26 protein-coding genes are annotated in these 24357 nt (G+C 57.3%); 9 read left to right on the top strand and 17 right to left on the bottom strand.

The genetic code is table 11. The features are described from left to right. Nucleotides 1-83: 83 nt before the first annotated feature. The 3 genes from ACR0IV_RS02030 to ACR0IV_RS02020 form a co-directional block, all read right to left on the bottom strand. On the bottom strand, nt 84-581 hold the full coding sequence (locus tag ACR0IV_RS02030; RefSeq protein ID WP_480470216.1) for a MarR family winged helix-turn-helix transcriptional regulator: 498 nt from the start codon (nt 579-581) through the stop codon (nt 84-86). Between the two features lie 78 nt (nt 582-659). Beyond that, nucleotides 660-917 carry a succinate dehydrogenase assembly factor 2 gene (locus tag ACR0IV_RS02025; protein WP_480658121.1) on the bottom strand — a complete coding sequence of 86 codons (258 nt, stop codon included), beginning with the start codon at nt 915-917 and terminating at the stop codon, nt 660-662. Then, nucleotides 914-1306: a helix-turn-helix domain-containing protein gene (locus ACR0IV_RS02020; protein ID WP_480658122.1), complete on the bottom strand. Its 393-nt coding sequence runs from the start codon at nt 1304-1306 to the stop codon at nt 914-916. Before ACR0IV_RS02020 ends, ACR0IV_RS02025 begins: the two co-directional genes overlap by 4 nt. Before the next feature lie 92 nt (nt 1307-1398). Here ACR0IV_RS02020 and ACR0IV_RS02015 point away from each other — a divergent pair, with 92 nt between their 5' ends. Both ACR0IV_RS02015 and ACR0IV_RS02010 read left to right on the top strand, forming a co-directional pair. Continuing rightward, nucleotides 1399-2601: a pyridoxal phosphate-dependent aminotransferase gene (locus ACR0IV_RS02015; RefSeq protein ID WP_480658124.1), complete on the top strand. Its 1203-nt coding sequence runs from the start codon at nt 1399-1401 to the stop codon at nt 2599-2601. Between the two features lie 7 nt (nt 2602-2608). Further along, the gene (locus tag ACR0IV_RS02010; protein ID WP_480658126.1) at nt 2609-3010 is read left to right on the top strand and encodes a hypothetical protein; all 402 of its coding nucleotides are present in this window, start codon (nt 2609-2611) and stop codon (nt 3008-3010) included. A gap of 3 nt (nt 3011-3013) precedes the next feature. Here ACR0IV_RS02010 and ACR0IV_RS02005 read toward each other — a convergent pair whose 3' ends face one another. Together ACR0IV_RS02005 and ppk2 are read right to left on the bottom strand one after the other, a co-directional pair. After that, nucleotides 3014-4366, bottom strand: a complete 1353-nt coding sequence (locus ACR0IV_RS02005) for an MATE family efflux transporter (protein WP_480561474.1) — start codon at nt 4364-4366, stop codon at nt 3014-3016. A 146-nt stretch (nt 4367-4512) separates the two neighbouring features. Further along, nucleotides 4513-5442 carry a polyphosphate kinase 2 gene (ppk2, locus tag ACR0IV_RS02000; RefSeq protein ID WP_480470222.1) on the bottom strand — a complete coding sequence of 310 codons (930 nt, stop codon included), beginning with the start codon at nt 5440-5442 and terminating at the stop codon, nt 4513-4515. Nucleotides 5443-5553: 111 nt separating this feature from the next. Here ppk2 and ACR0IV_RS01995 point away from each other — a divergent pair, with 111 nt between their 5' ends. Beyond that, nucleotides 5554-6432, top strand: coding sequence for an alpha/beta fold hydrolase (locus ACR0IV_RS01995; RefSeq protein ID WP_480470223.1), 879 nt, complete (start codon nt 5554-5556; stop codon nt 6430-6432). 64 nt (nt 6433-6496) lie between these two features. Here ACR0IV_RS01995 and ACR0IV_RS01990 read toward each other — a convergent pair whose 3' ends face one another. Together ACR0IV_RS01990 and ACR0IV_RS01985 are read right to left on the bottom strand one after the other, a co-directional pair. Further along, entirely contained in the window at nt 6497-7105 is a 609-nt protein-coding gene (locus tag ACR0IV_RS01990; protein WP_480658128.1) for a carboxymuconolactone decarboxylase family protein, read from the bottom strand. A 113-nt stretch (nt 7106-7218) separates the two neighbouring features. Next, nucleotides 7219-7866, bottom strand: a complete 648-nt coding sequence (locus ACR0IV_RS01985; protein ID WP_480658129.1) for a TIGR02466 family protein — start codon at nt 7864-7866, stop codon at nt 7219-7221. A gap of 251 nt (nt 7867-8117) precedes the next feature. Here ACR0IV_RS01985 and ACR0IV_RS01980 point away from each other — a divergent pair, with 251 nt between their 5' ends. The 3 genes from ACR0IV_RS01980 (at nt 8118) to parE (ending at nt 11450) form a co-directional block, all read left to right on the top strand. Then, nucleotides 8118-8684, top strand: a complete 567-nt coding sequence (locus ACR0IV_RS01980; protein ID WP_480658130.1) for a hypothetical protein — start codon at nt 8118-8120, stop codon at nt 8682-8684. Nucleotides 8685-8720: 36 nt separating this feature from the next. After that, nucleotides 8721-9221 carry a helix-turn-helix transcriptional regulator gene (locus ACR0IV_RS01975; protein WP_480470227.1) on the top strand — a complete coding sequence of 167 codons (501 nt, stop codon included), beginning with the start codon at nt 8721-8723 and terminating at the stop codon, nt 9219-9221. A 270-nt stretch (nt 9222-9491) separates the two neighbouring features. Next, complete coding sequence (gene parE, locus ACR0IV_RS01970; protein ID WP_480470228.1) at nt 9492-11450, top strand: DNA topoisomerase IV subunit B; 1959 nt, start codon at nt 9492-9494, stop codon at nt 11448-11450. 4 nt (nt 11451-11454) lie between these two features. Here the strand turns inward: parE and ACR0IV_RS01965 are convergent, their stop codons facing one another. After that, nucleotides 11455-11892 carry a hypothetical protein gene (locus ACR0IV_RS01965; RefSeq protein WP_480658132.1) on the bottom strand — a complete coding sequence of 146 codons (438 nt, stop codon included), beginning with the start codon at nt 11890-11892 and terminating at the stop codon, nt 11455-11457. Nucleotides 11893-12692: 800 nt separating this feature from the next. On the opposite strand from ACR0IV_RS01965, the gene ACR0IV_RS01960 reads away from it, so the two are divergent. After that, complete coding sequence (locus ACR0IV_RS01960) at nt 12693-13025, top strand: hypothetical protein (RefSeq protein ID WP_480658134.1); 333 nt, start codon at nt 12693-12695, stop codon at nt 13023-13025. Nucleotides 13026-13476: 451 nt separating this feature from the next. On the opposite strand, the gene ACR0IV_RS01955 is transcribed toward ACR0IV_RS01960, so the two are convergent. Then, nucleotides 13477-14274, bottom strand: coding sequence for a matrixin family metalloprotease (locus ACR0IV_RS01955; protein ID WP_480658136.1), 798 nt, complete (start codon nt 14272-14274; stop codon nt 13477-13479). A gap of 147 nt (nt 14275-14421) precedes the next feature. On the opposite strand from ACR0IV_RS01955, the gene ACR0IV_RS01950 reads away from it, so the two are divergent. Then, nucleotides 14422-14544, top strand: a complete 123-nt coding sequence (locus tag ACR0IV_RS01950) for a hypothetical protein (RefSeq protein ID WP_480658139.1) — start codon at nt 14422-14424, stop codon at nt 14542-14544. Between the two features lie 7 nt (nt 14545-14551). Here ACR0IV_RS01950 and ACR0IV_RS01945 read toward each other — a convergent pair whose 3' ends face one another. The 8 genes from ACR0IV_RS01945 to ACR0IV_RS01910 form a co-directional block, all read right to left on the bottom strand. Then, the gene (locus ACR0IV_RS01945) at nt 14552-15322 is read right to left on the bottom strand and encodes an alpha/beta hydrolase (protein ID WP_480658140.1); all 771 of its coding nucleotides are present in this window, start codon (nt 15320-15322) and stop codon (nt 14552-14554) included. 58 nt (nt 15323-15380) lie between these two features. Next, complete coding sequence (locus ACR0IV_RS01940) at nt 15381-16526, bottom strand: iron-containing alcohol dehydrogenase (RefSeq protein WP_480658141.1); 1146 nt, start codon at nt 16524-16526, stop codon at nt 15381-15383. Nucleotides 16527-16593: 67 nt separating this feature from the next. Then, the gene (locus ACR0IV_RS01935; protein ID WP_480658143.1) at nt 16594-17976 is read right to left on the bottom strand and encodes an aldehyde dehydrogenase family protein; all 1383 of its coding nucleotides are present in this window, start codon (nt 17974-17976) and stop codon (nt 16594-16596) included. Between the two features lie 128 nt (nt 17977-18104). After that, on the bottom strand, nt 18105-19457 hold the full coding sequence (locus tag ACR0IV_RS01930) for a glutamine synthetase family protein (protein ID WP_480658144.1): 1353 nt from the start codon (nt 19455-19457) through the stop codon (nt 18105-18107). Between the two features lie 90 nt (nt 19458-19547). Further along, on the bottom strand, nt 19548-20582 hold the full coding sequence (locus ACR0IV_RS01925; RefSeq protein WP_480658145.1) for a TRAP transporter substrate-binding protein: 1035 nt from the start codon (nt 20580-20582) through the stop codon (nt 19548-19550). 51 nt (nt 20583-20633) lie between these two features. After that, a complete protein-coding gene (locus tag ACR0IV_RS01920; RefSeq protein WP_480658146.1) occupies nt 20634-21953 on the bottom strand; it encodes a TRAP transporter large permease in 1320 nt (439 codons plus the stop codon). Then, on the bottom strand, nt 21950-22534 hold the full coding sequence (locus tag ACR0IV_RS01915; protein WP_480470239.1) for a TRAP transporter small permease subunit: 585 nt from the start codon (nt 22532-22534) through the stop codon (nt 21950-21952). The genes ACR0IV_RS01920 and ACR0IV_RS01915 overlap by 4 nt, the downstream gene beginning before the upstream one ends. After that, nucleotides 22531-23322 (bottom strand): N-formylglutamate amidohydrolase, encoded by a 792-nt coding sequence (locus tag ACR0IV_RS01910; protein WP_480658147.1) that lies wholly within the window; start codon nt 23320-23322, stop codon nt 22531-22533. Before ACR0IV_RS01910 ends, ACR0IV_RS01915 begins: the two co-directional genes overlap by 4 nt. A 130-nt stretch (nt 23323-23452) precedes the next feature. Between ACR0IV_RS01910 and ACR0IV_RS01905 the strand changes: the two genes are divergently transcribed. Continuing rightward, nucleotides 23453-24316 carry a MurR/RpiR family transcriptional regulator gene (locus ACR0IV_RS01905; protein WP_480658149.1) on the top strand — a complete coding sequence of 288 codons (864 nt, stop codon included), beginning with the start codon at nt 23453-23455 and terminating at the stop codon, nt 24314-24316. The last annotated feature ends 41 nt before the right edge of the window (nt 24317-24357 follow it).

Here is a 24357-nt window from a genome sequence, read left to right as displayed (position 1 = left end):
CGCTGAATTTCTGGCAACGGGTGAACAGAAACGGATCAATCCAAGCTCCACCCAATCTACCGGTTGCAGAATTTGCCGGACGGTCAGTAGATATAGCGGATCTGATCCGTCCAATACCGTTCGACCCGGCGCAATGAATCCGTGATATCTTCGATGCCTTCGGCCCCGATCACACCTCTTGTCTGCAGCCCCGTGGCGTGGCGGGAAAACAGCTCAGCCACGATATCCCGAATCTCGCGACCGCGCGGTGTCAATCGCACGCGGACGGACCTGCGATCAATCTCGCAGCGCTGGTGGTGCATATAGCCCATCTCAACCAGTTTCTTGAGATTATAACTGACATTGCTGCCCTGATAATATCCACGGCTTTTCAATTCGCCTGCGGTTACCTCATGATCGCCGATATTGAATAAAAGCAGCGCCTGAACCGCGTTGATCTCTAACACACCCACCCGTTCAAATTCATCCTTGATGACATCCAGAAGCAGCCGGTGCAGACGCTCGACCAGCGCAAGCGCCTCAAGATAACTGGTCATGAACCCCTTGGTTCCGGGCGCGGAGACTTGCATTTCCAAACTCATCCGATCCTCCGATTCAATCGCGCTGTTTCTTGCAAGATGACGCGAATTCCCGAAAAATCGGTTAAGTTGGAATAATCCTTATTTTTGAAAGGTCTGAGAGATATCGGCGATCAAATCAACTAAGTGCGCGGGCGCAGATGCCTGGCCGGTCACCCATTGATAGAGGTCCTGATCGTTTTCATGCAGCATCGCATCATAGAGATCCAGTTGCGCCTCATCCATCGCAGCCAGATTGCGATCTGCATAAGCGGTCAGGATCAGGTCCATCTCTTTGATGCCCCGGCGCATCGAACGCATCTTCATACGCTTGATCCGATTTTCGCGTGTCTCGCTCATTGATCACGTTCCAGTTTCAGCCGCAGCGCTTTTTCGACGCGGGCTAGGCGTTCAGAGCTGGCACGCATTTCGCCACGGATAGAGCGCAACTCGGCCACCAGTTCGCTCAGCTCCGAATCCGCATTTCCATCCAGGCTGGTCGCGTCCATGCCGTCGCCTTCGCCGGTCAGCAGCCACATGATAGAGACGTTCAACAGCCCGGCCATCATCGACAGCTTGTTGGCGCGGGGTTCAGACAGATCATCCTCCCACGCGGCGATGGTGGCTTTTTTCACACCAAGCCTGCGGGCCAGCTGTACCTGAGTCATTCCCGCGACCTCACGTGCACCTGCGACCCGGTCCCCGAAGGTTGCCGTATCGGGGCCGAACCAGTCCGTTTCGTCGGTCATCACTGTCTCCAATCCTCGACTGCCATATGGCTTGATCGTTATTCGGGCGCACCCTATGACAGTCAAAGCCAACATACAAACCGAGGCCTGCAATGAGTTTCCTGTCTGCGACATTGTCGCGCGTCAAACCCTCGCCCACCATCGCGATGACGGCCAAAGCGGCTGAACTGAAAGCCGCCGGGCGCGATGTCATCGGGTTGAGTGCCGGAGAGCCGGATTTCGATACGCCGCAGAACATCAAGGACGCAGCCGTTGCAGCCATCGCTGCAGGCAAGACAAAATACACCGCGCCAGACGGCATCCCTGAGCTCAAACAGGCCGTCTGCGCCAAGATGAAGCGGGATCATGGGTTGGACTATGCACCGGCACAGATTTCGGTTGGAACCGGGGGTAAACAGACGCTGTATAACGCGCTGATGGCCACGCTGAACGAGGGGGATGAGGTAGTAATCCCTGCGCCCTACTGGGTCAGCTACCCGGATATGGTGTTGCTGGCAGGCGGGACTCCGGTAGTGGTGGAAACCAGCCTTGAGAACAGTTTCAAGCTGACGCCCGATCAGCTTGAAGCCGCTATTACTCCGAACACCAAGTGGTTCATCTTCAACTCACCCTCGAACCCCACCGGTGCGGGCTATAGCTGGGATGAGTTGAAGGCGCTTACCGAAGTGTTGATGCGGCATCCACAAGTCTGGGTGATGACCGACGATATGTATGAGCACTTGGCCTATGACGGGTTCGAATTCTGCACACCGGCGCAAGTCGAGCCGGGCCTTTACGAACGCACCCTGACCTGCAACGGCGTGTCCAAGGCCTATGCCATGACCGGCTGGCGCATTGGTTATGCTGCGGGTCCGGTCGAACTGATTGCAGCCATGCGCAAGGTGCAGTCTCAATCGACATCGAACCCGTGCTCAGTCAGCCAATGGGCCGCGGTAGAGGCGCTGAACGGTACTCAGGCGTTCCTTGCGCCCAACAACGAAATATTTAAACGCCGCCGTGATCTGGTGGTCGATATGCTCAGCCAGATCGACGGCATCACCTGTCCAACGCCTGAAGGCGCATTCTATGTCTATCCATCAATCGCGGGCCTGATCGGCAAGACGACTCCCGCAGGCACGGTGATTGATACGGACGAGGCTTTCGCAACCGCGCTGCTGGAAGAGGCCGATGTCGCTGTCGTCTTTGGTGCGGCCTTTGGCCTGTCGCCGAACTTCCGCGTCAGCTATGCAACCTCTGACGAGGCGCTGACCGAGGCCTGCACCCGCATCCAGCGCTTCTGCGCATCGCTCAGCTGAGGTTCCGATGTCCACCGCCCTGCCCGAATATTACTTTCGCGTTCGAGAAAACGGTGCAGCGGTGTTCCGGATCGACACGGAAAACCGTCAGCGCCGGATCGATATGGATCAGATCGCCGTCATCAATATTCGCAATGGCGAGGTCAAACCACACGGGCAACGCGCGCTGAGCGAAGCGGACAAGGCTGAGATCACCCGTTGGATGGAGGAGCGCAAGGCCCTTTTAGCCCGGCGCGATATCGATGATATCCATCGCGCGATTGATCACCTGAATCTGACCACGCAATGGGCTCAGTCCAAAGCCAGTGATGAGCAACTGGAAGCGATCACAGATGCGCTCCTGATGGCAATGCACGATCTGCGCTCGGTATTGGTGCGCAAAAAATCGGATCGTATTGCGAAGGGCTGAGTTCTAAGCGGCCACCGGTCCTACTTCGCGCACCGAGCGCAACCAGAACCGCGCCATCAGCAGCACTCCGGCGCAGGCCAGACCCAGCACCAAACCTAGCCAGACGCCGATCCCGTCCAGCCCCTGAACAAAGCCAAAGAAATACGACGCCGGGATACCCACAACCCAGTAGCTGAGCGCAGCCATCACCATCGGAATCTTGGCGTCCTGCAACCCGCGCAACAGGCCCAGCGCAATCACCTGCGCACCATCAACCAATTGGAACAGGGCCGCCATCGCCAGCAATCCAACGCCGATTGCCAAAATTTGCGGACGTTGCGGATCATCCGCCTCCATGAACAGCGAAATTAACGGCTCGGCGCAGGTCAGGAACAAGATGACCGTCAGGACCGACATCACCAGCGACATACCGGTCACTGCAATCGCACCCTTCTCAAGATGGGCGCGATCCCGACGCCCCAGGGCATTGCCCGCCCGGATTGTCGCCACGTTCGACAGGCCCAGATGCACCATGAATGTTGCCGAGGCGAGGTTGAGTGCAATCCCGTGCGCCGCCAGCGGGACCTGCCCCAACCAGCCCATCATAATGGCGGAAGTCGCGAACAAGGACACTTCTGCCAGCGTGGTCAGACCAATCGGCACACCCAGACGCAGCACGCTATAGAACATCTCCCAATCCGGACGCCAGAAACGTTGAAACAGGCTGTGTTCCGGAAGCGCCCGCACTGCATAGATCACCACCGCGACCAGCGATACGATCTGCGTCACGACCGAGGCGATGGCGGCACCGATCACTCCCAATTCCGGCGCGCCCCAATTACCAAAGATCAGCGCATAGTTCGTAACGCCATTGACCAAAGCGGCAACGACGGTAATCCAGAGCACGATCTGCGTCCGTTCAAGCGCGGCCAGATAGGATTTCAGGACCATAACAAGCAACGCCGGGAACAAACCCCAGCCGGCAACACGCAGGTATTCCGAAGCCGTTTCAGCAACTTGCGGCTCTTGCTTCAACGCAATCAGCATCGGATAGGACCACCACAAAAGAGGCATCATTACCGCCGCATAGATCAACGACAGCCACAGTCCCATTCGGGTCGAACGACGAATGCTGGTCTCATTCTCCTCTGCCGCAGCGGTCGCAACCATGGGCATAACCGCCCAACCGAACCCCGCGCCAAACAGAAACAGAACAAAGTAATAGCTGCTGGCCAGCGTCACCGCAGCCAGGGCTTCAACCCCGTACCACCCCAGCATGATGGTATCGGTCAGGCCGATGGCGAATTGCGCCAGATGCCCACCGATCAGTGGCAGACCCAAAACCGCAATAGCGCGGTAATGTTCAGGATATGTCATTACCTTCTTCATGCTGCCAGCCTTAGGCTTGCCTTTTGGCATAGACAAGAGCGGATCATACTTATTTCATAGTGAGACTTTATCGATCAGCAACAAAAAGCCACCGCCCTGCAGGCGATGGCTTTGATCGACTTAGTATGGAAAGGTCAGCCGACCTTGGCATCCGGATGCAGTGCGGTGCCAAGGATGTGATCCGAACGATGTATTACATGATGCGCTTGGCCGACGATCAACGGATCGGGCTCACCCACGATCTTGCGGTCCTTGTCCGGATAATCCAGCGTCGACAGGAAGTGCCGCATACAATTCAGACGCGCACGTTTCTTGTCGTTCGACTTGACGATAGTCCAGGGTGCATCTGCGGTGTCGGTATAGAAGAACATCGCCTCTTTCGCCTCGGTATAATCGTCCCATTTGCTCAGGCTGGCCTTGTCGATCGGCGACAATTTCCACTGTTTCAGAGGATCGGTTTCCCGACTTCTAAAGCGGCGCTGTTGCTCTTCCTGCGTAACCGAGAACCAGTATTTGTAAAGCTGTATGCCCGAACGCACGAGCATCCGTTCAAGCTCGGGCGTCTGGCGCATAAATTCCAGATATTCGTTGGGCGAGCAGAACCCCATCACCCGCTCAACACCCGCGCGATTGTACCAGGAGCGGTCGTAGAACACCATTTCCCCCACGGTCGGCAGTTGCTGCACATAGCGCTGATAATACCATTGGCCCTTCTCTTCCCAAGTCGGCTTGTTCAGGGCAACCACACGCGCCTGGCGCGGGTTCAGGTGTTCCATGAAACGCTTGATGGTGCCGCCCTTACCAGCCGCATCGCGACCCTCGAACAACAACACAAAGCGCTGGCCGGTCTCCTGGGCCCACAGCTGAACTTTCAGCAGCTCAGCCTGAAGCTCGGCCTTCTGTGCCTCATAGGTTCTGCGAGCCAGCTTTCGGACATAGGGATATTTCCCACTTTCAAAAGCCTGGCGGATCTTCTCGGGGCTCGGCGCATTCGCTTCTGGCTGCTTAGAAGGAACAACCTTTATTTGAGACGCGTTCTGGGGGGTCTGGGGCGCTGAATCCATGCATGTTCTCCTTGGCTTCACTGTCTGGCCAAGTGCTATCAGAAACTGCTGGTTTTCGCTTTGATTGGTGTCAAATTGAGTTACCTTTTAGGCGCATTCAGGGGGCACTCCATGCGAACCGAACACGTGATGCTCAACGGTCAGCCATTCTTTCTCCGTCACTGGGGCGAAGCCAACCTACCGCCGCTGTTGATGCTGCACGGTTTCCCGGAATACGGCGGTGCATGGGCGGACCTAGCCCCGCATCTGGCCCACGATTTCCACTGCATCGCCCCGGATCAACGCGGCTATGGTCAAAGCTGGACGCCTGAAGGGGTTGAGAACTACAAGCTCTCGCAGCTGACTTCCGACATGGCGGCGTTGATTGAACGCATTGGCCACCCCGTCCATGTCCTTGGTCACGATTGGGGGGCGTCAGTCGCTTATGGACTGGCGATGTTTCACCCGGATCTGGTCAGTCACCTGATCATCGCAAACGGCGTTCATCCGGCTCCTTTCCAGCGTGCAATGGCGGCTGGCGGCGCACAATCTAAGGCGTCGCAATATATCAACCAACTCCGCGCGCCCGCATCCGCAGAGCATTTCTCAGCCAACAATTTCGCCAGACTCGAGCGCTTTTTTAGGCACGGTACGGGGCTCGATTGGTTGTCAGATACACGTATGGAGGATTACCGCCGCGAATGGGCCCGCCCCGGTCGCTTGAATGCGATGCTGAACTGGTACCGCGCCTCGCCGCTTATCGTGGCAGAGCCCGACAAACCACGCACAGACCTCCCCAACCTTCCCCTCGACCGTTTGCAGGTCACCTGCCCTCACCTGCTACTCTGGGGCCCCGAAGACCACGCCCTTCTGCCCGAATCCACCGACGGCCTCGAACGCTTCGCCCCCAATCTGACCCGCATCACGATCCCTGGCACCGATCACTGGCTGCATCACCAGCAACCTGAGCCACTTGCCCAGTCAATCCTACGCTGGGCACAAAAAGCCTGATCCGCCTCTTCATCTGGCCCGAAATATCCCGGGGAGCGCGAGGGGCTGGCCCCTCGCTCCGACCTCACCGATGTCCCCAGTCTTCGGGATTATCCGAATTGTTAGGCGACAGCCCCAGCACATCCCCTTTTGTTGAACACCCCAACCCCAGAACTGTGCGATTGGCATAAGAAAAGTAGGCACAGACCTGATTGATCTCCAGAATTTCCCCCTCACCCCAACCAGCGGAGCGCAAACGCTCAACATCGGCCTCGATCAAATCCGCCGGAGCTTCGGTCAGCATGCGTGCATAATCCATCGCAGCAACCTGCGCCGCGTCCAAAGGCGCCTGCCCCGGCTCGCCTGCCTCAATCGCCGCCCGGATCGCGTTCCCTCGCGCTTCATCCTGCAACAACCGCTGCAGACCCGCGAAATGATGCTCGACACAATACCCGCATCGGTTCAGAGAACTGACCCACACGCCCAGCACCTCAAGAAACCATTTCGGGATCGCGTTGCCTGAATGATGCAGCACCGCCTTATACATCGCCATATGGCCTTCCATCGAGTGCGGGCGCAGGCTGTGCGCCATCATGATGTTGTCCACATTGTTGTCTGGGCCGGTGACCCGGTCATAGAGTTTGCGCAGCCTGCCCGTCGCCTCGGCATAGGGTATGGTCTTGATCCAGCTCATTTGGGTTCCTGTTGTCGTGACTGATTGATGTCCGCAGACTAGGAGTGCTTTGAGCAGGTGGCGAGACGAATTCGACAAGTATCCGTTAGATATCGTATGCGCAGAATGAAGAACTACTTACTTTCTGACATTTTCAGCGTGCCTGGCTTAGGACGACGAAAAGTTGCGTTGAACGCAACAGTTACACGGCTATCCTCGCTTTGATTTGGGTGGACCCAATGGGTCAGATAGGATGGAAAAAGGATCATTTCACCCGGAGATGGGCGCAGCTTCTTTTTGTTCCGAAATGCACTCGCCTCAAGTATCCGCCAATGAGGCAACTCATTCCGAGGGTCGAGAAATTCGATCATTCCAGAGGAACCATCTTCGACCTCGGGTTGAGAGACATAGTAAACACCGGACCAATGCGCTCCGGGGTGCGTATGTGGTGCATTGTAACCGCCGGAGGGATTGGCGTTCATCCAGCCGAACAGTTTCAGGCGGAGTTCATCCGGCTCAACCTTATCTGAGACCTTTCGTGTTATCTGGAACACCGCATCTTTTGCCGCGTCGCGCAAAGTCTGAATGGCCGGCGCATCGCGTTCAAAGAGATTCCCTCGTGAGTGCCACCCCCCTCGATTGGACTTTGAGACGCCTTCATCTTCCTCACGCATCTTTTCTGCCTCAAACAACAACGCCGCATTTAATGCTGCGCTGTTGGGCACTTCAAATCGCATCATTGGAGTGGAGAAAAGCTTCTCGAACTTCTTGGCTTCGGGCATGTCCTTGGCGTTACCTTCAACTAAACTGTTGGTTAAAATATTCAGATCACCCCGAGCGCGCCTGCAAGAGTTTTCCTTGCCAGATCTCCTAGGGCTCTCCAAACCCGCACCTTAGTACTTTACGTGCGTTATCCCCTATCGTTGAGGAAATAGATCTTTGGTTCAAGTATGGCGAAACCATCCAAAGTTATATTCCCAGCTTCAGCGGCGAGTGGTCTAATTTAATCAGCAAAATCGTTGAGGATAGGAACATGAACAAGAAAACTATGGGTCTTACGACAACCTTTGTTTTGATGGCTACAACAGCACTCTCGCAAACCACCAAACAAGACGTCATCAACGAGCTTACGGAACAAGGTTTCCAGAGAATTGAAATAACGAACACGCTTTTTGGAAATCTCCGCTTTGAGGCAACTGGGCCTGGGATCGAGAGAGAAGTGGTATTGGGAAAAGATGGAACCATCGTCCGCGATCGATCTGAGCGTGACGATGAGTACGATGACGAAGAAGACGACGACAGAGATTTTGACGATGAAGATGATGATGAAGGATTTGATGACGAAGAAGATGACGACGAAGGTGATGACAGCGAACGTGACGACGAAGAAGGCGATGATGGCGAAAGCGATGATGGCGAGCGTGACGACGATGGTGAAAGCGACGGCGAAGGTGACGACGGCGGCGAAAGCGATGGCGAAGGCGACGACGGTGGTGAAAGTGACGGCGAAGGCGACGACGGTGGCGAAAGTGACGGCGAAGGCGACGACGGTGGTGAAAGTGACGGCGAAGGTGACGATGGTGAGGGAGATGATGACTAAGGTATATTTCCGCTTGCCCGCAAGTGAGTCCCAGGTTTGAACAAATGGTTTAACAAGGACGCCATGTTCAAAGTGGGGATCGCCATATATGCGATCTCCGCATTTGCGTTTGCGGCTGAATTGGTTGGCGAAATCACCGGATATTATCTTTTGTCTGTCAGCTGGGTGGTGCACGAAATCACCGCGCTTATCACCCTGTTCGGCTTTGTTATTGGGGGGGTGTTGATCTGGCAGAGCCACAAACTTTTTTTGCGGCGGCATCAGGAGATCAAGCACAATCTGCAGATGGCTCAGGGTGAGTTTTTCCGGATGCTGAAGCTGCAATTCGACCGCTGGAATCTGAGCGCTGCGGAGCGAGATGTTGCGCTACTCACTGTGAAGGGTTTGTCTGTCGCAGAGATAGCTAAATTGCGTGAGACCAGTGAGGGCACAATTAAGTCGCAGAACAACTCCATCTACAGAAAGGCCAATGTTAAATCGAGAACGCAACTTTTGTGTATTCTGATTGAAGAGCTATTGATTGAAGAGAAAGAGTGAACTCCTCAGTCCATCGAATCTAGTTTCTTAAGTGTTCTGAAAGCCCGTCCGGAAATCGCCTAAAAGCAAACGTTCAAGAGCGTTTAAAGCGGAGGCTAAGCGTGCTTACAAAGTCCCGTTCTCGCGTAACGCAACAAGCGGTTGATTCAATGCCGCAAAAGCTGCTCAGACCAATCGCAGTTCAAAACACCCACAACACCTCGCGTCCCTCTTCCCCCGGACCACATCACCTGCCATAATAGGGGAAACTCAAAAACAAGAGCAGCACCCATGCCCGACGATCTGTTGACGCCAGAAACAACGACCGCTTACGACGCCTCGTCCATCGAGGTGTTGGAAGGTCTGGAACCGGTCCGCAAACGACCCGGCATGTATATCGGCGGCACCGATGAGCGCGCTCTGCACCATATGGTGGCCGAAATCCTCGACAACTCGATGGACGAAGCGGTCGCGGGCCACGCCAACCGGATTGAGGTGGAGCTGCATGCCGATTACGCCCTGACAGTGCGCGACAACGGGCGCGGCATTCCGATCGACCCACACCCCAAGTTTCCCGACAAGTCAGCGCTGGAAGTGATCTTGTGTACCCTGCACGCAGGCGGTAAGTTTTCGGGTAAGGCCTATCAGACCTCGGGCGGTCTGCACGGCGTGGGCGCATCGGTGGTCAACGCGCTATCGGATTCGATGGTCGTGCAGGTTGCCCGCGACAAACAGCTGTTCGAACAGCGTTTCTCGCGCGGTATTCCGTTGGGACCGGTTGAAAAGATCGGTGCGGCCCCGAACCGGCGCGGTACCACTGTGACCTTCCACGCCGACGCTGACATCTTTGGCCACCACAAGTTCAAACCCGCACGCCTGTTCAAGTCCATCCGCTCCAAGGCCTACCTGTTTTCGGGCGTCGAAATCCGCTGGAAATCTGCCATCGATGACGGCGAAACGCCAACCGAGGCCACGTTCCACTTCCCCGGCGGTCTGTCCGATTACCTCAAAGAGACCATGAACGGATCGTCCACCTATGCCGAGCAACCATTCGCCGGAACCGTGGATTTTCAGGAAAAGTTCGGCACCCCGGGCAAGGTTGAGTGGGCAATCAACTGGACGCCTTCGCGCGACGGGTTCATCCAATCCTACTGTAACACCGTCCCCACGCCCGAAGGCGGAACGCACGTGGCGGGGTTCTGGGCTGCGGTCCTGAAGGGGATCAAAGCCTACGGCGAGCTGATCAACAACAAAAAGGCCGGTCAGATCACCCGAGACGACCTGATCACCGGCGGCTGTGCGCTGGTGTCCTGCTTCATCTCCGAACCGGAATTCGTCGGCCAGACCAAGGATCGCCTCGCCACGGTCGAGGCCCAGCGGCTGGTCGAAAACTCCGTCCGCGACCATTTCGACAACTGGCTGGCCGCAGATACGAAATCCGCCGGCGCTATCTTGGACTTCCTCATTCTGAGGGCTGAGGAACGTCTGCGCCGACGGGCCGAGAAGGAAACACAACGTAAGTCCGCTACTAAGAAACTTCGTCTCCCCGGCAAGTTGGTAGACTGTAGTAGTTCAACACGGGACGGCACGGAATTATTCATCGTCGAGGGCGACTCGGCGGGCGGGTCCGCCAAAATGGGCCGAGACCGCAAAACACAGGCCCTGCTGCCCCTGCGCGGCAAAATCCTGAACGTGCTGGGTGCCGCCAGTTCCAAGCTGGGCACCAATGCTGAGATCAATGACCTGACACAGGCGCTCGGTGTCGGCCTTGGCACCAAGTTCAACGTCGACGACCTGCGCTATGACAAGATCATCATCATGACCGACGCGGACGTGGACGGGGCGCATATCGCCTCGCTGCTGATGACGTTCTTCTTCACCCAGATGCGTCCGATGATCGACGCGGGCCACCTATACCTCGCCTGCCCGCCCCTCTATCGCCTGACCCAAGGCGCCAAACGCGTCTATTGTCTGGACGAGGCCGAGCGTGACGAGTGGCTGGAGAAAGGTCTGGGCGGCAAAGGCAAGATTGACGTTTCCCGCTTCAAGGGTCTGGGCGAAATGGACGCCAAGGACCTGAAAGAGACCACGATGGACCCGGCATCCCGCAAACTGATCCGCGTCACCATCGACGAGGATGAACCCGGTGAGACCGGCGACCTTGTCGAACGCCTGATGGGCAAAAAACCCGAACTGCGGTTCCAGTACATTCAGGAGAACGCGCGGTTTGTGGAGGAGTTGGATGTATAGCGAACTATTTTGACAAGCGTCTGAAACGGCTGCCTCTGTCAAAAACAGAGAAGATTGCGTCTTTTGCTTTCTCCCACGTATCCGAACTGGAGTAAATCAAGTTGCAGTCTTCAAGAGCGGTCTGTTCCATATCAGCGCCGAGCAAAAAAGCAGCCTCTAATTCGCCCCGATCTAGACCGATGGAATTTGCCGATTTGGCAAACAAACTAACAACTCCCGGGGGCAGCATTGACCTTTTGGGTTGGAATGCTGCTTCCGAAGCATCAAAGGGCCTTCCGTTTGATAGCCCATCATTGTTTGGACCATTGAATGAAATGAATAGGTGTCGTGCGGATTTGATCAAAACTGCCCGGTAGTCGGCAACCTTCCGTGCTCTCTCAATCTCCACCAATAATTCATTTGCATAGAGGCCAAGCTGAAGGTTTTTAAGATGCGCGGCCATTTCGCTTGTCAATTTAGAACTCCAAATTAGAGAGCGTAAGATGTGTGCTCGCACACATCATGTTGCCCACAACGAGGCGGATACAACCACCCACCGTACCTAACAGATTTGCCGCGCCTACGCATGTGGGCAAGTCGGACGCTTGCGTGATACCAGCATCACGCATTGGTTGTATAGCGAGCGTAGGATGGGTGCCCGCGCCCATCAAATTCCAGTCATTAAGAAGGGTGTAGACACCCATCTTACTTTATCACAACCATCACACTCGCCCATTCGGGCGATTTGGGCGCTTGCAGAATGCCTCATACCGGGCATTGAGCGGAGAGTGTAAGACAACTCAACCCACCGTAGGTCGGGCTTCAGCCCGGCACACCGCAACCCCCTTGCTTAACCCGTTGATCCCATTCACACTTACCCTCAGCCCATCATCCAAAACGACATTTGAGATTCCGAGCGTCAAAGACCCAATTTGACCAAGCATCAGATTCCAAACGGCAAACGAAATACATACATTCAACCTCGGTCTGGACCTGTCGACCACGCGTGCAAATGCAGGATGGTGCTCTCACCCATCGCTTGACCACCGCTGGACGGCGCAACCACGCATTCTTCCTTACCAATCCTCACGCCGTCCGAATGGCCGCACTCGGCCCCTCCCGCCTTGAAACATCTCTTGGCGCAATCGTGACTGCGACGACCCAGAGTCAAGCTTGGAGCTGGCCTCTTCCCGACCTACCAGCCGTATACGAGTATCCGGCAAGCTCTGCTGCCGGGCGAACGACTTATAAGGACAGTAAAATATGAGTTTCACTTTTTCCCGTAAAACCCTGATCGCATCCGCGCTGGCCCTGACAACGGCGCTGGCCGCTTGTGGTGCCCCGCATCCCGCGTATGAAGATGCCGGATATCTCGCGGCGCTGGACAGAGGGGACCGGGCCATTCAGAGCAACCCGAATTACGTGAGACTGCCGATCGGCACCGAGGCGCAGACCGATCAGTTCCGTGATCTGAGCTATGCCCTGTATAAAGGTGACATCAGCAAGCAGCAGTTCATCTCGCAATTGCAGACCGAATATCCTGAGCCGAAATACAACGACACCATTCGTTGGATCGCAGGCAATTTCACACAATGAATGACGGGTGGGTGACAACGCCCATCCCTCAACAAATGTAGGGCACCACATTGCGGCAGCCCTAGGCCGGGCTTCGGCCCGGCCTCAGAAACATCACCATTGCCCTACCCGTTGGCCCCGTCACACTGGCCCTCAGGCTGGACCTGCTGGCCTCACAAGCGTCCGCGCAGCCGATGCTCAGCACCACATCTTCCATTCTAAACGGGACCGAGACGCAGTTTTACTACTACGGCATGACCCTACTCACCGGGTGCATTCATCCTGCTGACCGGCGACAACACCGTCTGCACTCCAGAGGAAAGGCTGCTGCCGTGTCATCGCGATGACGATGGCTCGCTCAGCTGGAAACCGTAGAGTACGTTTCGTTTGGGCAAATAAGCCGACAGGATATCCGCCACCGAGACAAGGCTAAAAAGACCTCAACTCTTTTCGGAAGCTCGGTCTTTTTTGATCATATGATCAGAAAAGGATTATCCCCCGCATCCGCCAGCCGGAAGAAACTGAACGGGCGCATCTGGACGATCGGAGTGCCGTTGATGTCCGACAAGGAGCCATTCCAGACCATTTCATACAGCGTCGTTAGGTCCTCCCGGTCATTGTCGGTGAGCATGCTCTCTGGCCCGTAATTCATGATCGAGAACTTCTCGTGCTCACCAAAAATCTCAACCGGCCATGCGGTTTCGGATACATCGGCGAAGAAATGGCGCAGGCCGAAGACGTGGCCCAACTCATGCGCCATGGTCTCGACCATCTCGGCGCGGGACTGGGTGAACATGGTGGGATACAGCAAAAGATCATGCCGCCCGGCATCGGGGAAAAACGCCCGCGCCAGCGTACATCCGTTGATCGAGCAATTTTCCTGCGGGCTGACCGCGATCTCGAAATCCCAGGCATCGTGGCGTTCAGTGAACTGCACCGGCACCGCATCACCCCAGGCCAGCAGTGCTTCGGCGAACAATTGGCGGATCGCGGCCTTGGCCCCTTCGGGATCAACGAATATCGCCATCGACTGTTCCTGAAACCGCCAGCGCAGTGTGGTGCCCTCGGCCCAGAGCGGGATGAACCCTTCGGAGGCATCCACCACCAGTTCCTCGGGCGAGCGGTTGTCGGGTGTCTTGTGGCCCTTGCTATCAGTCTCACAAACCGCGTGGTTGTGATAGATATGAATGTCGTCCTTGGTGATCCTGGCCGCATCGTCGCGGTCGCGGAATTTGAAATGCGGGTCGGAATAGTTCTCAGACTTGGCCATGAAATCCTCGCAACAAAGTATTGAAATCGAAAAAGAGCTGACCTGCATCAGCCCTTGCATGGTACCAGAAACCGGCATTTTTCTCAAATTGGACCATCAGGGATTGCCCCGCTTGGTCGCTCATCAGGCCGCGGTTTTGACGGTTGAATGAGGTTTTCTTTTGTCACTTCAACCGTCAGCGTGCGCGAGGAACGGCTGCTGCGAGGTCATCGCAATGACGATGGCTCGCTCAGCTTGAAACCGCCGATCACGTTTCAGCTTGGCAAGTAGGCGCGCGCTAACCCGGCTTTTGATCCAGCCAATCGGCAATCTGATCGGCAGGTCCTTCCCAGCCGGGCTCTATGAACAGGAAATGCGCGTGGTTTTCGACGGGCAGGAAAGTCGCGCGGTCTCCGTAGAGTTTCGCCAACGCGCGGCAGGTATTGGGGTTCACGGCTCGGTCCTCAGTGCCCGAGACGATCAGTACCGGGCAATCAACCTTGTCGATATCCACCTTCATCGCGTGATGGTCATCGAACATCCAGAAGAACATCTCGAACATCACTCGCCCGCTTTCCGGGCCGAGCTGATCGAAGACCTCATGCTGCTGCGCCTCGGGCATCTTGTTCAGCGCAAAGGGGGCCATCAGGCCGAAATCGACGCGCATGGGCTGTTTCCAGAACGCCCCGCCCTCCATCAACGCGCGCGGCACGGCGCGTTCGTCATCGGTTTCGGGCAAGGTGCCCCAGGCCGCGTTCGGGTTGATCAGGACGATGGCACTGGCCAAGCCCCGAGACGCCACCTGCTGCGCCACCACCCCTGCGATAGCGTGCCCGAGCAGAACCGGTTTGCCGTCCAACCCCTGCACGAAGTCGGCAATGTCATCGGCGTAATCCATGACGCTGGTATCCGTCAGGCCGGGATCGGGATCCGCTTTGGGATCTCCGCCATGAAAGCGCAGCGCGGGTGTATGCACTGTCCAGCCGCGTGCGCGGAAGAACTCGGCGTAATCCTGCATGCACCACGGCCCGGCAAAGGCCCCGTGGATCAGAACAATCTCTTTTGTCATGAAAATCTCCCTCACCTCTGGTCAGTATGAGAGGTGAGGGATAGGGTCCGCAACCCTGTTACAGCGCCACTTTAAACAGCTCAGTTAGGTTTTGTTGGTTGAGTTCGATTGGGTTGCCGCCGCATGAGGGGTCGATGAGGGCGGCTTTGACGAGGTCTTGCATGGCGTCCTGGGTGACGCCCAGGTCGGAGAGTTTGCGGGGGATGGCGAAGCTGTCGTTGAACTCTTGCACGAAGCTGCGGAAACCGTCGAAGCCGCCGTCGATGCCCAGATAGGCGGCGGCCTGCTGGAAGCGGTCGGCGATGGCGGGGGCGTTGAACTCGAGCACGGCGGGCATGCAGACCGCGTTGGTGGTGCCGTGGTGGGTGTTGAACACCGCGCCGACGGGGTGGCTCATGGCGTGGATCGCGCCCAGGCCTTTCTGGAAGGCGGTGGCGCCCATCGCCGCCGCGCTCATCATCTGGGCGCGGGCTTCGATGTCGGTGCCATCCGCATAGGCGCGCGGCAGGTAGTCCTTGACCAACCGCATCCCCTCCAGCGCGATGCCCTGGGACATCGGGTGGTAATGCGGGCTGGAGAACGCTTCGACACAATGGGCAAACGCATCCAGACCGGTGCCTGCGGTGATGAACTTGGGCATGCCGACCGTCAGCTCGGGGTCGCAGATCACGACTGTGGGCAGCACCTTGGGGTGGAAGATGATCTTCTTGGCGTGGGTTTCCGAATTGGTGATGACGCTGGCGCGCCCCACTTCGGACCCGGTCCCGGCGGTTGTGGGCACGGCGATGATCGGCGCGATGGCATCGGCGTCGGCACGGGTCCACCAATCGCCGATATCCTCAAAATCCCAGACCGGGCGCGTCTGACCGGCCATGAAGGCCACCATCTTGCCCAGATCCAGCCCCGAGCCGCCGCCAAAGGCGATCACCCCGTCATGGCCGCCCGCGTTATAGGCCGCGACCCCGGCTTCGAGGTTCTTTTCGTTGGGGTTCGGGTCCACCTCCGCAAACAGACCCCGGCCCAGACCGGCGGTCTCCATGATATCCAGCGTCGCGGAGGTGATCGGCAGATCGGCCAACCCTTTGTCGGTGACCAGCAGCGGTTTCTCCATGCCGGCCGCAGCACAGGCTTCGGGCAATTCCTTGATCCGCCCGGCGCCGAATTTGATTGCGGTTGGATAAGACCAGTTTCCAACAGGTGACATATTCTCTTTCCTTCGTGTCAAAAGGCCTGCCCCGGCGAGGGGGTCATTCCGAGACAGGCCGGCGTCCTTAGCCCGTGACCTTTTTCAGGTGATAGGATTTTGGACGTGTCAGGTTGTGATAGCCGATGACGGACAAGCCGCCACCGCGCCCGGTATTCTTGCAACCGGTCCAGCACAGGCCGGGATCCAGATAATCGGCCCGGTTCATGAAGACAGTACCAGTCTCGATCTGATCCCCCACGCGGGCCGCGCGATCCAGATCGCGGGTCCAGAGGCTCGCCGTCAGGCCAAATTCGCTGTCATTCATCAGCCGGATGGCCTCATCATCCGTGGACACTTTCATGATGCCCACCACGGGCCCAAAGCTTTCATCCCGCATCACCCGCATGTCATGGGTGACATTGGTCAGGATCTGCGGTGTCAGATATGCGCCGCCATCATCCTCGGCGAAGGTGTCGATATGGGCCACTGCTCCGGCCTCAATCGCCTCGGCAATCTGCGCCCGCACCTCATCGGCAAAGCGCACATTGGCCATCGGGCCCATCGTTGTCTCAGCATCCAGCGGATTGCCCAGCTTATAGCCCTTCACGATCTCGACCGCTTTGGAGACGAATTGATCGTAAAGGCTTTCATGCACATAGATCCGCTCGATCCCGCAACAGCACTGACCCGCGTTGAACATGGCCCCGTCGATCAACGTCTCAACCGCCGCCTCCAGATCCGCGTCGTCCATGACATAACCGGGATCCTTGCCGCCCAACTCAGTCCCGACACCGGTAAAGGTGCCCGCCGCCGCACGCTCCATCGCCTGGCCGCCGCCGACCGAGCCGGTGAAGTTCACGAAGTCGAACGCATTGCCCGCGATCAGATCGTTGGTCACGTCATGGCTCAGAAAGACATTCTGGAATACGTCTTCGGGCACACCCGCCGCATGGAAGGCCTGCGCCATGCGCTCACCCACCAGCAGCGTCTGCGTGGCGTGTTTCAGGATCACCGTATTGCCCGCGATCAGCGCCGGGGCTACCGTATTGATCGCCGTCATGTAGGGGTAGTTCCACGGCGCCACCACAAACACCACCCCATGCGGGATGCGCTTGATATAGCGTTTGAACGTCTCATCCTCACCCACCGCGATATCGGCCAGCGCCTCTTCGGCAATCCCGGCCATATGGCTGGCGCGCTCGTTGAAGCCGCCAAACTCACCGCCATAGCGCAACGGACGGCCCATCATATGGGCCAACTCGGGCACGATCTCATCATTCATCGCGCCCACAGCGGCGACGCCCGCCATCACGAGATCAACGCGTTCCTGCAAGGGCCGCGCCGCCCAAGCCGCCTGTGCGGCCCGCGCCCGGCCCGCAGCCTCAAACGCCGCCTCCCGCGACAGTACTTCGCGCTCCGCAAAAACCGACCCATCGATCGGCGAGACACATTGCAACATCTGCCCCATAGTCACTCCATCTCTAAAGAGAGCAGGATCCCTGCTTCATCTGGCCATAAATATCTCGGGGGCCGCCATTGGTGCGCCATTGGTTCGAGCGCCAATGGCGGCGGGGCTGGCCCCTCGCTTTCACCCTCTCAAGCCCGCTCAAACCCGCGGGCAATTTCCCAATCGGTCACCACGCGCTCAAACTCTTCGATCTCCACCTCGGCCGCGCGCGCATAGTGATCGACAACCTCATCTCCCATCGCAGCCCGCAACATCGCCGAGCCATGCAGCGCATCTCGCGCCGCGCGCAGATTGCCCGGGATCATCCCCGTCTCTCCCTGATAGACGTCGCCCGTGGTCGGCGGCTGCAACTCCAGCCCTTCTTCGATCCCAGCGATCCCCGCCGCCAGCATCCCAGCCATCGCCAGATAGGGGTTCATATCCGAGCCCGGGATACGGCATTCCACCCGCACCGCCTTGGTGCCGTCACCGCACAGGCGGAACCCGGCGGTGCGGTTGTCCACCGACCAGATGATCCGCGTCGGCGCAAAGGTCCCCTTCATGAACCGCTTGTAGCTGTTGATGTAGGGCGCCATGAAACAGGTGTAATCGGCGGCGTATTTCAAAAGGCCCGCCATGTAGCTTTTCATCACATCCGACATGCCGAGCGGATCTTTTTCGTCGAAAAAGATCGGCCGCCCCTCGGACCAGAGCGACTGATGCACGTGGCTGGAACTGCCCACCTTCTCATGATGCCATTTCGGCAGGAAGGTCGCGGCATGCCCATGCTGCCAGGCAATCTCTTTCACTGCGTTCTTGGCGATCGAGTGATACTCGGCCGTCTCCATCGCAGGCGCATATTTGATGTTCAGTTCTTCCTGCCCGGTCTCGGCCTCACCTTTCGTGTTCTCGACCGGTATCCCCGCATCCCACAGATGGTTGCGGATCGGGCGCATCACATGCTCTTCCTTGGTGGTCTGAAGGATGTGATAGTCCTCGTTATACCCCGAGATCGGCTCAAGGTCGCGAAAGCCTTCCTTGCGAATCTGATCAAAGCTTTTCTCGAACAGGAAAAACTCCAGCTCGGTGGCGCACATCGCCTCATAGCCCATCGCCTTCAGCCGGTTCACCTGACGCTTCAGGATCGAGCGTGGCGCGTGCGGCACCTCTTCGTGCGTGTGATGATCCAGCACATCGCACATCACCATCGCCGTGCCTTCCAGCCACGGCACTGGACGCAGAGTGCTCAGATCCGGCTTCATCACATAATCGCCATAGCCCCGCTCCCAACTGGTCGACGCATACCCATCCGGCGTCCCCATCTCGAGATCCGTCGCCAGCAGATAATTGCAGCAATGCGTCTCTTCCCACGCCCCCGCAATAAAATGACCCGCATGAAACCGCTTGCCCATCAAACGGCCCTGCATGTCAACCAGACAAACCAATACCGTATCAATCTCGCCAGACGAAACCTCAGCCTTCAAATGCTCAAATGTCAGCATGCAATACCTCTGTGATATGCGAGAATTTTCGACGAAAATTCTTTGTCCCTGTAACGACCGGCCCGCGAAAGAACGGGCCGGTCCAGTGTTTCATCCGTAACGATAGGGCCGCCCGGCCTTGAGCATTTCAGCGTTGTAGCGCTTGAAGATATCCACGACCTTTGCCTTGGTCTCGGATTCCGCAGCAATTTCATCCCAGAATTTCACCGCAGCCTCTTCCACCGTTGCCCATTCCGCGTCCGGGATCGTCGTCAATTGCATCTTGGTGCCGTTAACCCGCAGGTTGGCCTCGCCGCCCCAATACCACCATTGGCGATAATAATGCGACTGATCGCAGCATACTTTGAACAGCGTCTGCAGATCTTCCGGCAGCTCGTTCCAGCGATCCATATTGGCAAAGAAGTGGCCGGCCCAGGCCCCCGAAATATTGTTGGTTAGGAAGTAGTTAGTCACATCCGCCCAACCCACGGTGTAGTCTTCGGTGATGCCCGACCAGGCAATACCGTCCAACTCGCCGGTTTGAACTGCAACTTCGATGTCTTCCCACGGCAGCGTGACGGGAACAACGCCAAACTGGCTGAGGAACCGGCCTGCTGTCGGGAAGGTGAAGATGCGTTTGCCCTTCATATCCTCCAGCGAATTGATCGGATCCTTGGTCGCAAAGTGACACGGATCCCACGCGCCGGCGCTGATGTGTTTAACGCCAACCTTGGAATACTCTTCGTCCCAGATTTCGTTCAAGCCCCACTGGTTGAACAGCACCGGTACGTCCAGCGAATAGCGCGAAGCGAACGGGAAGTAGCCGCCGAAAACAGTGACTTCGGTGGGCGAGGCCATCGAGTCATCATCCGATTGAACCGCGTCGATGGTTCCCTTCTGCATAGCGCGGAACAGCTCTCCGGTCGGGACCAGTTGATCGGCGTAGAACAGCTCGATCTGCATACGGTCACCGGCGATCTGGTTGAACATCTTTATAGCCGGGTCGATCACATGCTCGGCCAGTGCAGGACCGGCATAGGTCTGCATCCGCCATGTGATCGTGCTTTGCGCCAGTGCAGGCGTTGCCAAAGGTGCCGCCGCAACCCCTACCCCCGCAGTTTTCAGAAACTTACGTCTTGTCGTCATGTCAATTTCCTCTCCGTTTAAGTTTGGGTGCCCGTGTGTCGGGCCTTCTGGTTAATTTCCGTAAACATACCCGGGCAGCCACAAGGCGATCTCGGGGAATATCATGATTATTGCGAGCGCCAGGATCATCACCCCGACAAAGGGCACGATTGAGCGGTAAATGTCCCGCAGGCTGATTTCTGGCGGAGCCATTGCGCGCATCAGGAACAGGTTATAGCCGAAAGGCGGCGTCATATATGCGATCTGAGTGGTGATTGTATAAAGCACGCCATACCAGATCAGATCGAACCCAAGCGCACCGACCAGCGGCACATAGAGCGGGGCCACGATCACCAACATCGCCGTGTCGTCGAGAAACGTGCCCATGACGATAAAGCTGAGCTGCATCAGGATCAGGATAAGCCAGGGCGACAAACCCAATTGCTCGGTGAACAGGTTCTCGATGGCCTTGACCGCACCCAACCCGTCGAACACCGCACCGAAGCCCAACGCGGCGAGGATGATCCACATGAACATGCACGAAATCGCCAAAGTCTGCTTGGTGCAGTCTTCGAAAATCTTCCACGTCATCCGACGTTTGAGAATAGACGCCACCAGTGCCGCCAGCGCCCCGATGGCCGAGCTTTCCACCAGCGAAGTCCAGCCGTTCACGAACGGCAGCATCATCGCAGCAAAGATGAACAGCGGCAGAGCCCCTGCCCCAAGAAGCCGCAGCTTCTCGGCCCGTGGCACCTCATGCGCGTCTTCCATCGCCGGGCCCAGATGCGGCTGCAGCCTGCATCGAATCCAAATATAGAGGATGAACATCGACGCCATCAGCAGCCCCGGCACAATGCCAGCCAGCCACAACTGGCCCACGGGTTGCCGCGCGATCATGGCGTAGAGCACCAGAACCACCGACGGCGGCACGAGGATACCAAGGCTCGACCCGGCCTGAATGACCCCGGTCACCATGGTCTTGTCATATCCGCGCCGGAGCAACTCGGGCAGAGCAATCGTCGCCCCGATGGCCATACCAGCCACGCTGAGCCCGTTCATGGCCGAGACCAACACCATCAACCCGATGGTACCGATGGCAAGCCCCCCATTCACCGGCCCCATCCAGACGTGGAACATGCGGTAGAGGTCGTCGGCCAGACGGCTTTCGCTGAGGACATAGCCCATGAAGATGAACATCGGCAGCGTCAGCAGCGGGTACCATTTCATCAGCTTCATCGCGGCTGAGAACGGGATATCCTGCCCGCCTGTGCCCCATAGCGCCAGCGCCGCAATGGCCGCGACCGCGCCGATGGCACCAAAGACGCGTTGCCCCGTGAACAACATCAGCATCATCGAGGCAAACATGAAGATTGCGATAAATTCCTGGCTCATGCCCGCGCTGCCCCGATCTCTTGCCCGTTGATCCGCGCAATGTCTTTGAAAAATTCTGATATCGCCTGCAGCAGCATCAGGAAGAAGCCGAAGACCATGATCGCCTTCACCGGCCAGATATAGGGTCGCCACGCGGTCGAGGATCGCTCCAGCCGCCCAATCTCTTCGCTGCCGGTCAGAAGACCGGTGAAATAGGCAATAGGCTCATCGCCCCAATAGCCGAGGCTGTAAGCAGTGGACCCAAGCCCACCGTAGAACAGCACACCCAGATAGAGGATCAGCAAGAGAACCGTGAAGGCATCGAACCAAGCTTTCCGATGCGGGCTCCAGTTATGATAGAACAGATCCATCCGGACGTTTGAACCCAGCTGGATCGAGTATGGCCCGCCCACGATGTAATAGGTCACCATCGCAAATTGCGCCATTTCCAGTGTCCAGAGGGATGGCAGGAAGAAGGTCTTCGAGATCGACGACCACAGCAGGATGCCCATCATCACGAACAGACCCCACATCATGACGCGCCCGATCCGGTAGTTCACCGCATCGACAACCCGAACATATGCCGCCATCGCTTTGATCATGCGATTTCACTGCCTCGCAAAGCTGTCAGTGTTTGTCCGATCCAGGAGGCCAGGCAATCGGCGATTGCTTGTTCCTGCTCTGATGTCTGGATCAGATCGTTCCGTATCTCGATCATGACGTTCAGCAGCCCATTGGGCAAAGCATGGTGATCCAGAGTGTGCGCCACGCCGTCCGCCGCCGAATAGGGTTCATTCAAACGCGTGATCAGGGGCAGCTCAGAAGGTGCGCTGGCAAGCATCTCTTTTGCAAATCGGGCATCCTTGCCATGCAGCAAGCCCAGCTCAACCTCCCGCCGCTTGCCTCGATAAACCGGGGTGAAACTGTGGACTGTCACCATCAGCTCCAAAGTGGAAGCATGACGGGTCAGTACGTCCGCCAACCCATGGCAGAACGGCGCGTAGATTCCATCGACCCGCTCCTGCCGAGCCTCAGCACTCAGAGCAACATTGGCGGGGATCGTTGTATCCTCGCTCCGCTCTGGCATCGCATCATGGGCTTCGGGCGGTCGGTTGCAGTCATAGACCAACCGTGAAACTTCGCCATGAACCAAAGCACCCTTTAGCTGCCGGGCAAGCGCCTGCGCGACCGGCAGCGCGCCCGGATCCCATGCGATATGGCTGCTTAGCTCTGCGGCGCTCAACCCCATATCCCCCAACCAGTCCGGGATACGGCGCGAGGCGTGTTCACAGACCACGATGACCCGAGGATCGCTCGGTGCCTCATCAATGTGAACGACAGGACCGAAATCCGGATGCACGGCAGAAGGAGAGGTCTTGTGTGATTCCATGTGGAAAAATTTCTACAGCTATTCTTCACCTGTCAATTATTTTCCTGTACAAATCTCCCCACACGAGATTGCTTTGTCAAATTTTCTACATCAAAGCGATCACCAACGAACCGAGGAACTTGCCGTGCGAGTGACAGAAAGGCTCCTTGCGCATCGCGAAACGATGACGCCTTCCGAGCGGCAGTTGGTGAATGTGCTGCTGGATGATTATCCGATGGCCGGTCTTGGCAGCATAACGGAACTGGCCAGCGTTGCTTCGGTCTCGACGACCACGGTTGCGCGGATGCTGCAAAAAACAGGGTTCGACGGTTACCCTCAGTTTCAGGCCGCAATCCGCGGCGAAGTAAAAGAAATGATCTCGGGGCCTGTCGCCAAGCGGGATGTCTGGCAGAATGACCTGCCCGAAGAACACATCCTCAACCGCTATTCACGTCAGGCATTGGATAATCAAAGGCGTTCGATCGATGAGGTCGATCCAGAAGAGTTTGACAGCTTCTGCCGCCTGCTTTGCGATCCCAATCGGCGTGTTTTCATCACCGGGGGCCGCATTACCGGCACGCTTGCGCAATACCTCTACCTGCATCTGCAAATGATCCGTCCGGATGTAAAGCTGCTATCAGACGCTGCCTCATGGACGCATGATCTGCTGGAAGTCCGCGAGGGTGATGTGTTGGTGGCGCTTGATGTGCGCCGGTATGAAAACACGACCCTTCTGATCGGCCAGCTCTGCCACGAGCGTGGAGCCGACGTTGTTCTGCTGACGGATCAGTGGAGATCTCCTATCCACCGGCTGGCAAAACACACATTCGCGGCCCGGATCGCAGTGCCGTCCGCATGGGATTCGATGGCATCACTGATGGTGCTGCTGGAATGCGTGATTGCCGAGATGCAGGAACGCCTCTGGGATAGCGTCAAACAGCGCACGGATGAGCTGGAGCAGGCGTTCGATCGCACAAAACTGTTTCGCAAATTCGGCCAGAGCTCGGGATCGTAACACAATCGCATGCGTTACAACTGCGCGTGAGGACTGTTGCC

The sequence above is a fragment of the Ruegeria sp. C2 genome (genome assembly GCF_056537765.1).
Note: the sequence above shows the minus strand (reverse complement) of the source record. Positions and strands in the feature narration are given on the sequence as shown.

What these genes read in the sequence shown, in the direction of transcription:
- ACR0IV_RS01950 (WP_480658139.1), top strand. Translation starts at nt 14,422, where the DNA reads ATGAGGTTTTCTTTTGTCACTTCAACCGTCAGCGTGCGCGAGGAACGG.
- ACR0IV_RS01930 (WP_480658144.1), bottom strand. Translation starts at nt 19,457, where the DNA reads ATGCTGACATTTGAGCATTTGAAGGCTGAGGTTTCGTCTGGCGAGATT.
- ACR0IV_RS01985 (WP_480658129.1), bottom strand. Translation starts at nt 7,866, where the DNA reads ATGCCCGAAGCCAAGAAGTTCGAGAAGCTTTTCTCCACTCCAATGATG.
- ACR0IV_RS02020 (WP_480658122.1), bottom strand. Translation starts at nt 1,306, where the DNA reads ATGACCGACGAAACGGACTGGTTCGGCCCCGATACGGCAACCTTCGGG.
- ACR0IV_RS01940 (WP_480658141.1), bottom strand. Translation starts at nt 16,526, where the DNA reads ATGTCACCTGTTGGAAACTGGTCTTATCCAACCGCAATCAAATTCGGC.
- ACR0IV_RS01935 (WP_480658143.1), bottom strand. Translation starts at nt 17,976, where the DNA reads ATGGGGCAGATGTTGCAATGTGTCTCGCCGATCGATGGGTCGGTTTTT.
- ACR0IV_RS02015 (WP_480658124.1), top strand. Translation starts at nt 1,399, where the DNA reads ATGAGTTTCCTGTCTGCGACATTGTCGCGCGTCAAACCCTCGCCCACC.
- ACR0IV_RS01915 (WP_480470239.1), bottom strand. Translation starts at nt 22,534, where the DNA reads ATGATCAAAGCGATGGCGGCATATGTTCGGGTTGTCGATGCGGTGAAC.
- ACR0IV_RS01980 (WP_480658130.1), top strand. Translation starts at nt 8,118, where the DNA reads ATGAACAAGAAAACTATGGGTCTTACGACAACCTTTGTTTTGATGGCT.
- ACR0IV_RS01945 (WP_480658140.1), bottom strand. Translation starts at nt 15,322, where the DNA reads ATGACAAAAGAGATTGTTCTGATCCACGGGGCCTTTGCCGGGCCGTGG.
- ACR0IV_RS01925 (WP_480658145.1), bottom strand. Translation starts at nt 20,582, where the DNA reads ATGACGACAAGACGTAAGTTTCTGAAAACTGCGGGGGTAGGGGTTGCG.
- ACR0IV_RS02005 (WP_480561474.1), bottom strand. Translation starts at nt 4,366, where the DNA reads ATGACATATCCTGAACATTACCGCGCTATTGCGGTTTTGGGTCTGCCA.
- ACR0IV_RS02010 (WP_480658126.1), top strand. Translation starts at nt 2,609, where the DNA reads ATGTCCACCGCCCTGCCCGAATATTACTTTCGCGTTCGAGAAAACGGT.
- ACR0IV_RS01955 (WP_480658136.1), bottom strand. Translation starts at nt 14,274, where the DNA reads ATGGCCAAGTCTGAGAACTATTCCGACCCGCATTTCAAATTCCGCGAC.
- parE (WP_480470228.1), top strand. Translation starts at nt 9,492, where the DNA reads ATGCCCGACGATCTGTTGACGCCAGAAACAACGACCGCTTACGACGCC.
- ACR0IV_RS01995 (WP_480470223.1), top strand. Translation starts at nt 5,554, where the DNA reads ATGCGAACCGAACACGTGATGCTCAACGGTCAGCCATTCTTTCTCCGT.
- ACR0IV_RS01960 (WP_480658134.1), top strand. Translation starts at nt 12,693, where the DNA reads ATGAGTTTCACTTTTTCCCGTAAAACCCTGATCGCATCCGCGCTGGCC.
- ACR0IV_RS01910 (WP_480658147.1), bottom strand. Translation starts at nt 23,322, where the DNA reads ATGGAATCACACAAGACCTCTCCTTCTGCCGTGCATCCGGATTTCGGT.
- ACR0IV_RS01920 (WP_480658146.1), bottom strand. Translation starts at nt 21,953, where the DNA reads ATGAGCCAGGAATTTATCGCAATCTTCATGTTTGCCTCGATGATGCTG.
- ACR0IV_RS01990 (WP_480658128.1), bottom strand. Translation starts at nt 7,105, where the DNA reads ATGAGCTGGATCAAGACCATACCCTATGCCGAGGCGACGGGCAGGCTG.
- ACR0IV_RS01965 (WP_480658132.1), bottom strand. Translation starts at nt 11,892, where the DNA reads ATGGCCGCGCATCTTAAAAACCTTCAGCTTGGCCTCTATGCAAATGAA.
- ppk2 (WP_480470222.1), bottom strand. Translation starts at nt 5,442, where the DNA reads ATGGATTCAGCGCCCCAGACCCCCCAGAACGCGTCTCAAATAAAGGTT.
- ACR0IV_RS02030 (WP_480470216.1), bottom strand. Translation starts at nt 581, where the DNA reads ATGAGTTTGGAAATGCAAGTCTCCGCGCCCGGAACCAAGGGGTTCATG.
- ACR0IV_RS02025 (WP_480658121.1), bottom strand. Translation starts at nt 917, where the DNA reads ATGAGCGAGACACGCGAAAATCGGATCAAGCGTATGAAGATGCGTTCG.